Raw genomic sequence first — 9,184 nt, forward strand, 5'->3', positions numbered from 1 at the left:
TCCGGTGATGCTCGATTCGCTCCGCTGGCAGCCAGGGTGCCTGCCGGGGACGGCCGTGCCGGTCTGGCGACTGCGGCCAGCCGCATCGGAGCCGGACATATCAGCGCCTGACGAATCAGAGACAGCTGCGTCAGCGTCGGGTGCTTCATGGCCGGACGCATCGTCGTTAGCCGCGCCGGAACTGGCCCTCGCCTCGTCGCAGGCGATCGGCGACTGGGCGGCAGCCCAGGCTTTCGTGCTGTCGCGGGATGAGCGCGCCCGCGCAGCACGATTGGCGACGGCCTCCCTCACCCGCCGCTGGGAGGCAGCCCATGTGCTGCTCCGGTGGACCATCGCAGCGCACCTGAACGCCTCACCAGGCGAGCTGAGCTTCACGCGCACCACTGCCGGCAAACCGGTGCTCGGCGGGCCTTTCACCGGGTCAGCGACGTTCTCACTTGCCCACTCCGGTGAGTGGATCGTCATTGCGGTGATGCGCGGGAGGCACTGCGAGATCGGCGTGGACGCAGAGCTGCTGGTGGCGCCATCGACCGCAGTCGAGCTCGGCAGCGCCTTCACTCCTGCCGAGCAGGCCGAACTGAGCAGACTGCGCGGCTCCGCATTCGCACGCGCAGCAACCCGGCTCTGGACTCGCAAGGAGGCGTATCTCAAGGCGCTGGGCACCGGGCTGCTGCGTGACCCCTCTCGTGACTGCATCGGCACCCGGCCGGTGCCCCGCATCCCGGCCGGCGCCCCTGCCGGCACCGTGATCGCAGATCTGCCGATCCTGCCGGGCAGCAGTGCGCTCGCTGCACTGTGCGTCACCGGCCGGTCCGCCGGCAGCTGAGACAGCGGACAGCTGCCCTGCCCGAGGTCGGTGCCGCGATCTCTGCGTCACGCTCAACCCTTCAAGCGTGAACGAACTCGATCGTCGTCGCCGTACTCGGCGCGAGGTCGATGACGAGCCGCCCGTCTTCAGCGGACTTCACGCCGCTGCCGGAGTCGGCGAACTCGGCGAGTTCCCGGTAGCCGGTCTCGCTCTGCGCGGCATTCGACGGCGCGTGGATCTGCGCGGCGCGTTCGGCGGTGAAGCCCTCTGGGACGGTCACGGTCACCTCGCGGTTGCCGTACTGGGCGGCGTCGGCGCTGTTGACGATGGTGACGATGTAGGAGCCCTCAGTGCGCACGGCGTAGGCGTACGCGTCGCGGCCGGAGGCTTCGCTGCCGGAGACGGCGACATCATGGAAGGTCCCGCCCACGCCGATCTGGGCGAGCCGTAGGCCCTGGAAGTTCGGCTGGGTCAGCACCTCACCGTCGCCGTCCTCGGCGGTGCCCTCGGCGGAGCAGACGACCGACATCGGTGCTCCGCCGCGGCAGGCGCCGAGCATCGAGTGCATGTTCATCCGCTCGACGCCCATCTCAGCAGCATGCAGCACGTAGTCGACGGTCCACAGCGCCGAGGCGTGGGTGCGGGAGGTGTCGTTGGTGCCCGGGCAGCTGGTCGGCCCGGTCTCCTCGACCCATAGGGGGATGTCGGCGGCCGTGGCCTTGTCGAGCCCGATCGACAGGAGGCGTTCGGCGCTGTCGTGTGCGAGCGGGTTGACGAGGTTCTCCCATTCGGGCCCGCGCCCGGGGACTACGTCCGAGGTGCATTCGTAGGTGGCATACCAGTGCTGGCTCAAGGCGACGGTCTCGTCGAATCCGGCATCGAGGAACGCGGTCATCCATGAACCTTCGGCCACGCCGGGGCCGACGAGGCTGACGTCGTTGCCGACGCGCTGTTCGATCGCTGAGCGGTAGGCCTCGACCTGAGTGAGGTAGGCGTCCTCATCCCATTCTGCGGTGTCGCGGATCTTGAGCCCCTCGCGGTGGTCGGCGGTGAACCCGTTGGGTTCATTGCCGATCGACACCGCCAGCAGGTGGGATCCGAAGGCCTGCTTCGCATGAGCGACCATGTCGGCCCCGCGCTCCGGGTCGTAGTCTCCCAGTGGGATGCCGAGAGTCACACTGGCATTGACCTTCTCAACCGTACGGGCAACGCGGCTGAGATCGTCCGGGGTCACTGCAACCTTGCCAGCCGGCGGCAGCTCCCCCGACGAAGTCCAGAACATGCCCCGGTCGAGCTGGTTGCCCCCGAACCGCAGGCCAGGGCTGCCGAGTTCGGCCAGCACTTCGTCGAGGTTCCCGGCGTCAGGGTCCCAGCGCGGATCGGTCAGGTCCGTGGCCTCGAAGGAGATGCCGATGTTGTCAGCTGACAGCGCAGTACTGGAGGGATTCGCGCTGACGTCCACGTCCACTGGATCGGGGCTGGGCGCATCAGAGCCGAGATCCTGCACAAAGGGCACGACTGCGTCGCCGGCATCTTCCAGGCCCGATGCCTCGTCTGTGCCACCGCGTTCCTTCCCGTTGGTGCAACCCGAGACGAGGAAGGTGACGGCAAGCGCCGATGCCGCTCCGGTTCTGAAGAATCGGGATCTGGGTGAGGTTGTCACAGGTGCTGCTGGTCGGCGTTCGCCGCGTAGTCCTTCACGGTGTCGTCCTTGAAGGCCTTGCGGACGCTCTCGAGTTCATCTTCGTCGACCTTCACGTATGACTGGCCATCGGATGATCGGCCGACGCCTGCGATCGGAGCGGTGAAGAAGTCGATGTCGTCGCTGCGGATATCGCGCATCGCCAGCGCATACCGGGAGATCGCTGAGGAATGCAGTCCCGAGTCCAGGTACATGTACGGCGAGAAGTCCCGGACCATGCCGGTCACCTTGTTCGGGTTGGACAAGGTATCGGCGTCGACGATCTTGCCGAAGAGAGAGGACATGAACTCCTGCTGGTTGCGGGCACGCTGTAGGTCTCCGTCGGCGAACTGCTTTCGTGCGCGAACGAAAGCCAGCGCTGCTTCACCGTCGAGGTGGTTCGTCCCAGCCTTGAAGCTGTGACCGCCGCTCGAGAACGCCTGCGAGGATTCGACATCGACACCGCCTACCGAGTCGGTGAGTAGCTGGAAGCCCTCGAAGTCGATCATCGCCACGTGGTTGATCGGCGCCCCGATGAAGTCCTCAATAGTGCTGACGGCGAGCGGCAAGCCTCCATACGACAAGGCCGCGTTGATCTTCGCCTTGCCGTGACCTTCGATATCGACCCAGGAGTCACGCGGGATCGACATGAACTGGATGCTCGAACGATCCTCCGGGACGTGGGCAACCATGATGGTGTCAGAGCGGAGTCCGCGCGAGTTCGAGAAGTCCACCTGGTCCATGGGCTCGTCTGCGCCGAGCACGAGGACGTTCATCGCACCGCCGTCGACCGGCGGCGGTGTCTTGTCACCGAAAACATGCTCGTCAGGGATCGTGTTCGAGTTCTTGTCAAAGGTCCGGCCAAGGTACCACGCATATCCGCCAACACCGGCGACAAGCACGAGAGCGAGAACCAGGAACCCGAAAAGGATCTTGCGAGCAGGGCTGCCCCGCCTGCGCCGGGGTCGACGGCTGTCGTCCTTAACACCGCTGGGCGGTTGAGGTTGTGTTTTCGTCAACAGATCTCCTTGGAGAGAATCATCTATCATCTTCGGTAACCGGGAGCGACACCGCATGCCCGCGAGCCTACGTGCATCAGTTGTTTCCCAATTCCCAACGGTATGACCACTAAACGATCACAGCCGTTACCTGCGCGTGAATCGCAGACCAGTGAACTTCGCTCCGTGTACCGTCTCGGTCAGAGTGCCAACGCCGCGGAGCGCTTCCTTCCATGCCTGGATCATGAGCCGTTCTTCTGCGCGTATAGTGTCGTCCACCAGAATCAGCGCGCCTTCAGCGAGGTGGTCTGCGACAGCAGGGAGAGCCGGATAGCGCGAAAGCACCCCGGAGGCCCCGGGTGGCCCGTCGACAACGACAACGTCAAGCGTGCCTAGAGAGATCCCGGACAGATCGTAGTAGTCGGTGGGCAGCTGGCTGGAGTCGAGACAGTCAGGAACAGCGGTCGCAGACCACGGTTTCAACTCTGCGCAGTGGATGTCGACATAATCACTTGCACCGGCTTCGGCAGCGAGTGCTGCTGTCTGATCGGCGAAATGAGAGATGTGGTCGACCGAAATGCAGCTGCCGCTGCCGCGCTTCTTCAAAGACAGCGCTGCCCACAGCGAGGTCAGCCCGCTGCCCAAGTCCAGAATCCTGCCAGCGCGTCCAGAATCGAGAATCTCGCCGCAGAGCGCGACGAGAAGCCCGGGGGTCGCCGACCATCCACCGGTCACGGGCGTTGCCACGGTATCGATACCGACGGTTCGCGTCAGCTGCTGGTAATCGCGCGTCTCCTGGGGGATGGCCTCGAGGGCAACCCGCAGCTGCGTACTCATGCTCTGGAGAGCGGAGAAGTGCTCGCCTTCGATCTCTCCCAGCTGTTCCAGGCGTCCTGACGCATCTCCAACACTCTGTTGGAGTGATCTCAGAGCTGTCGAGACCGTATGGACTTCTGACCGAATTGCATCGGCCTCGCTGCGCGCAATGTCTGCAGCACGGCAGGCACTTGCGGTCTTGGAAACCAGCTCAGCCAACTGATCGGTCACTCTCTGATGAGCGGCTTTCACAATCCGTGAGGTTTCGAGCAGTTCGCTTCGGATATTGGAGTATCCGGCCGTTGCCGCTTCATGAGACTCCCACACCGCACTGTGCACGTTAACGGCAGCTTCACGAGCCCCTGCAGCAGCGGTTTGCACCTCGGACAGAACGGCTCTATCCGATTCGCAAGTCGATAGCAGGTTATGGAGCGCTTCTCGGGTCGAAGCAGCAGTCTCATCGCCTGATTCTCGCGCTGCTGCGATGTCCTTACGGATAGTCCGGGCTGCAGAATCAATCGACTCCCGGAGGACAGCAGACATCGCGTGGGACTGTGATTCGCCGCCAGCGGCCAACCGATCCACGGCCGTCTGGAGCCGTGCAGATTCTGCCTTGAGAAGTTCTTCGATCTCGTTGGCGCGAGACTGTTCTCCATGCTCTAATGCCTGCAGAGCCGTCATTGCCCGGTTAAGAAGATCTTCGGCAGCCCGGAACTCTTTCCTTCTTGCCCTCTCGGTTCTCCGATGGAGCTGGGTGAAGTTTTCAGACTGCTCTCCGAGACCTGCACCAAGCTGCTGGAGGGACGCCTCAAGTAGAACGAATGACGCATTAAAATCCACAAACTGGGCTGTAGCCGCGTCTCTGAGCTCTGTAACCACCTGAGAAACCTCGTCGCATCGCCTGTTGATCCGCTGCCGAATAGCGATCGCGTCCGCACGGGCAGTACTAGATTGGGACCGATTCTCCGCCGCCACGCCTTCGAGAGCCAGGTGGAGGCTCTCAACAACGCTCTTCATCCGCTCCAGATCCGCTGACACTGCTCCGCGCATCGCCTGATGGGCGTTCGTCAGCTTCCGGTGCAGGTCATTGGACATTCGCACTCGCTGGTGATTGGCGATTTGGCCGGCTGCGAATGCCAGACCGCCGATACCAACACCGAATGCCGACAAGAGAGTGCTGCCCGCGGCTATGCCAGCGGCAAGCAGGAACCCAGCTATGAGGGCTCCGCCTGTGGAGCCGAGCAGCGAGAGCTGGTAGCACTTACGCGTGTTCATAGGGAAACCTCAGCGAGTCTGGTGAGAACGGCCCGGACAGACGAGTCGTCGTGCAGATCGGAGGCGAAGTCGAGCCGGCTTCCAGACAGGATGCTACCCCGCTCGACAACACCCCAGATCAGTTTTCCGGCAGATGCGTACTCAGCATACTTTGACGGCAGGAACGGATTGAGCAAGAGACCATGAGAGCGCGAGTCGGCATCGATGACAAGCAGAACATCGTGGCGAGCAATCTGCCCGAGATACTGCAGATACGGGACTGTCCCGTGCACCTCTACCCAGTCCTCAAGCCTCAGCTCGCGGATCGCCCGCAGAAGGTCGTCCTTCTGATCGGTGTAGAAGGAGAATCGCAGACAATTCTTCGCCGTCTTTGGCAACGCGGCAAACTGTTTCAGCACTGTGCCCGCTCCGCGGTTCGCATAGAAAGAACCGAAGTACCCGATCGTCACTGGCATGCCGGCCTTTCGAGTCCGAGGCTCAGCCGCAGCAGATTCCGCACTCAGCAACCAGCGCGGCGTGCGCGGGTGCGCTGCTACGACCGCCTTGTCTTCGACGGCCTCACGGTGGCGGGGCTCGACACCGTAGTCGAGCATGTAGTTCATCTGATGGACATTGGTGAACATCACTGAATCGGCCAGGGAAAAGACGACATCTTCAGCAAACTTGAACAGCGTCACCGGTTCGGCTGGGAACCCCCGCTCCCTGAGAGCCCTCTTCAGCTCGGCGCTGGCGGCACCGTCTGTGACGGCACCTGGCCGCAGCACACCCGCAACATCGAACGCGATCGGATCGGAAAACTCGGCCTCCCATTCGCAATCCGGCCTCCGCAGCTTGATGAGAGCGGCCAGGAAATGCGATGCCGGCCACATCGAACGACTGTACAGCCGCTTCTGCGGACCGTTTTCTTCCTCCAGCTTCAGAAAGGCCGCCCAGCCCTTCTCACAGAATTCTTCGATAGCCGCCCACGACGTGAAAACATTCGGCGCGTCAACAGTTTCATGGTGGCCGAAGAAGATGCGGGCCCGCTGGTAGAGATCATGGTCGGCACTGCGAACGGAAGACATGTCGTTGGAGATCACGTTCCAGCGAGCACCAGATTCGATGATCCGTTTGAGAGCTACGACTGAGCTCGCATCCGCATAAGGTACGAAGTTGAAGCAGACGGCGAGCCGGTCTGAGCCAGTATTGAGCAAGTGCCATGGGTAGTAGCTGAGGTCGGCCGCTTCTACCGCATCGATGACGCGCTGGATCTCCTCAGGGTTCTGAGCCAGGTATCGCTTCGTGAAGAGTGCTTGCGAATGGAGCATCGTGCGCACAACCGCGGCCATTGGCTTGTTACTGCCCTGTAATGTCCGGTCCAGGTGCCGTATAACTTTGAGCCGCTGGTCGACAGCGAAATCGAACGACATCGCTTGGCGGGACATCGACCCCTCTCGCATCATACGGAAGTACGTGGCACCGGCGTGGGCGGGGTCTGTCGAGAGCTTTAGGTCGAAGTCGTGGAAGAGCACCGGGTAATAAGCCACATCTTCACCGCTGCGAAGATCTTCATCGAACTCCAGTCTGCGCGCAACATCGATCGGCAACAGCTTGCACACTGCAAAGCCGAGAGGCCGATGAAGGTCTACCGGATCGTTGATGCCGCGGGGCGCCTCACGAATACTGTCTGCGATGGCCGAACCGAGGTGACGACCTGTGTTCTCCTCCACGTCTTCTACCGTTGCCAACGGCACTACGCCCGGCTCTGCCGCAGCAACGAGAGCCTCAAGAAAGTTCGGTGAGATCCAATCGTCTACGTCGAGAAAGGTGACACCACGTCCCCGCGCTTCTCGGATGCCGGTATTTCTCGCTCCCGAAAGCGTGGCCTTTTCCTGAAAGATGATGCGGTAGTTCACGCCCCCGGGCTCATCGAAGGTCTCGGCCACGAGCTCCGGAACGGAATCCACTGGACCGTTGACGACGACGAGCACTTCGAAGCGACCGCGATCGAGAATCTGCGCTTTCACCGATTCCAGGCAAGGCCTGATCCACTCCGCGCCCAGATAGCTTGGAATTACTAAGGTGACATCGCACGACGACTTAACCGGTTCGCTGCTGCTGTGGACGACAGCACCGTGTTCAGTCACAACAGCTTCAGTTGCCGCTGAGCCCCTACCCTCATCGCACATGTTACTCCCCCTTACGCGAATCAGCAGAAGCTCCAGCAGGCGCGGACGGATCGCCCAGAGCTTTGCGAGGCGACAAGAGTGCTGCGATTGCTGAGACGCTGTACTCAGCCGCGTGACCGTCTCCGAAGGGATTGATCGCCTCCGACATCTCGCGGTAGGCATCGGGATCTTCGAGCAGGCGGTCGACCTCGGATTCAATCCGGTCAGGCTGTGTGCCGATGAGCCGCGCCGTGCCCGCCTCGACGGCTTCGGGACGTTCCGTATTCTCGCGCATCACGAGAACCGGTTTGCCCAGGGTCGGGGCTTCTTCCTGAAGACCACCCGAATCGGTCAAGACGACATGCGAGCGGGCGATCAGGTGCGAGAACTCGCCGTAACCCACGGGCTCGATCATGAGAACGTTGTCGAGGCCTCGGATATGAGGTTCGATGGCGCCGCGAACTGCCGGATTCCGATGCGCTGGCCACACAATGGACACGCCTGGGTGCTTACGGGCGATTGCGCTGACAGCCGCTCCGATGTTGTTGACTCCCTCTCCGAGGTTCTCTCTGCGGTGAGCGGTCAGGAGCACAACACGGCGGGACGAGTTGTAGAGCTCGGTCACCGCTGCCTCAGAGAACTCAGCTGGCTGTTGGACTGCCCACTGCAGCGCATCGATCACGGTGTTGCCCGTCATGACGATGCTGTCGGAAGCGATTCCCTCAGCCAGCAGGTTGTTCTTCGACTTTTCGGTAGGCGCAAGGTGCAGTCGAGCGATCTGCGATACAAGCTTCCTATTCGCCTCCTCTGGGAACGGAGACATGATGTTACCGCTGCGCAGACCCGCCTCCAGGTGAACCACAGGTATCTCGCGGTTGAATGCTGCAACGGCCGCGCCCATCACCGTTGTGGTATCACCCTGCACCAGGACAGCGGCAGGTCGATGCTCAGCATAGACGGCATCCATCTTCGCAATAACACCAGCAGCGATCTCATTCAGCGTCTGGCCGGCACGCATGAGGTTCAGATCAACATCAGGGGTGATGCCGAAGACGCTGTTCACCTGGTCGAGCATTTCACGGTGCTGTGCAGTGACGACGGAGATCGGACGCAGCTTCTCAGAGGCTTCCAGCGCCCGGATGACCGGAGCAACTTTGATGGCTTCCGGCCGAGTTCCATATACGACCATGACTGGGATTCTCTGATCAGTCACAGAAAACCACCCTTCTTCATTTCGATTGAGTTCACAATTTCGTCTGCAATGGATTGATAATCAGTGGCCCTGTAGTGATAGGGAGCGGTTCCCCACTGATTCGCAGTCGACATCCGCAGATCTTCTGCCTGTCGCCTTATATGGCTCTTCAGAGTTGAGTGTGGGTTGATGCGTCCAGGCCGCCAGCGATGAGCAGCATGCGGAGTCGGTAGTTCTCGAGGTTGCGGAATCCGCGAGCGATCCGCC

General features: G+C 61.9%; 6 protein-coding genes. 1 reads left to right on the plus strand and 5 read right to left on the minus strand.

The window, feature by feature from the left end; translation table 11 throughout:
• The first annotated feature begins 7 nt into the window (after positions 1-7).
• A complete protein-coding gene (locus ACFFN1_RS15250; RefSeq protein ID WP_376841714.1) occupies positions 8-826 on the plus strand; it encodes a 4'-phosphopantetheinyl transferase family protein in 819 nt (272 codons plus the stop codon).
• Between the two features lie 61 nt (positions 827-887).
• Here the strand turns inward: ACFFN1_RS15250 and ACFFN1_RS15255 are convergent, their stop codons facing one another.
• The 5 genes from ACFFN1_RS15255 to wecB form a co-directional block, all read right to left on the minus strand.
• Positions 888-2,471 (minus strand): hypothetical protein, encoded by a 1,584-nt coding sequence (locus ACFFN1_RS15255; RefSeq protein WP_376841715.1) that lies wholly within the window; start codon positions 2,469-2,471, stop codon positions 888-890.
• Positions 2,468-3,508 carry an LCP family protein gene (locus tag ACFFN1_RS15260; RefSeq protein WP_376841716.1) on the minus strand — a complete coding sequence of 347 codons (1,041 nt, stop codon included), beginning with the start codon at positions 3,506-3,508 and terminating at the stop codon, positions 2,468-2,470. Before ACFFN1_RS15260 ends, ACFFN1_RS15255 begins: the two co-directional genes overlap by 4 nt.
• A gap of 126 nt (positions 3,509-3,634) precedes the next feature.
• Positions 3,635-5,578, minus strand: coding sequence for a class I SAM-dependent methyltransferase (locus ACFFN1_RS15265; protein ID WP_376841717.1), 1,944 nt, complete (start codon positions 5,576-5,578; stop codon positions 3,635-3,637).
• The gene (locus ACFFN1_RS15270) at positions 5,575-7,746 is read right to left on the minus strand and encodes a glycosyltransferase (protein ID WP_376841718.1); all 2,172 of its coding nucleotides are present in this window, start codon (positions 7,744-7,746) and stop codon (positions 5,575-5,577) included. Before ACFFN1_RS15270 ends, ACFFN1_RS15265 begins: the two co-directional genes overlap by 4 nt.
• Before the next feature lies 1 nt (position 7,747).
• Positions 7,748-8,914 (minus strand): non-hydrolyzing UDP-N-acetylglucosamine 2-epimerase, encoded by a 1,167-nt coding sequence (gene wecB, locus ACFFN1_RS15275; protein ID WP_376841719.1) that lies wholly within the window; start codon positions 8,912-8,914, stop codon positions 7,748-7,750.
• Between the last annotated feature and the right edge of the window lie 270 nt (positions 8,915-9,184).

Source organism: Brevibacterium otitidis, from assembly GCF_042429315.1.
In the GTDB taxonomy this organism is placed as follows: Bacteria; Actinomycetota; Actinomycetes; order Actinomycetales; family Brevibacteriaceae; genus Brevibacterium; species Brevibacterium otitidis.

Excerpts from the sequence above, each read along its gene's own strand:
- ACFFN1_RS15250 (WP_376841714.1), top strand. The coding sequence starts at position 8 with ATGCTCGATTCGCTCCGCTGGCAGCCAGGGTGCCTGCCGGGGACGGCC.
- ACFFN1_RS15265 (WP_376841717.1), bottom strand. The coding sequence starts at position 5,578 with ATGAACACGCGTAAGTGCTACCAGCTCTCGCTGCTCGGCTCCACAGGC.
- ACFFN1_RS15270 (WP_376841718.1), bottom strand. The coding sequence starts at position 7,746 with ATGTGCGATGAGGGTAGGGGCTCAGCGGCAACTGAAGCTGTTGTGACT.
- wecB (WP_376841719.1), bottom strand. The coding sequence starts at position 8,914 with ATGGTCGTATATGGAACTCGGCCGGAAGCCATCAAAGTTGCTCCGGTC.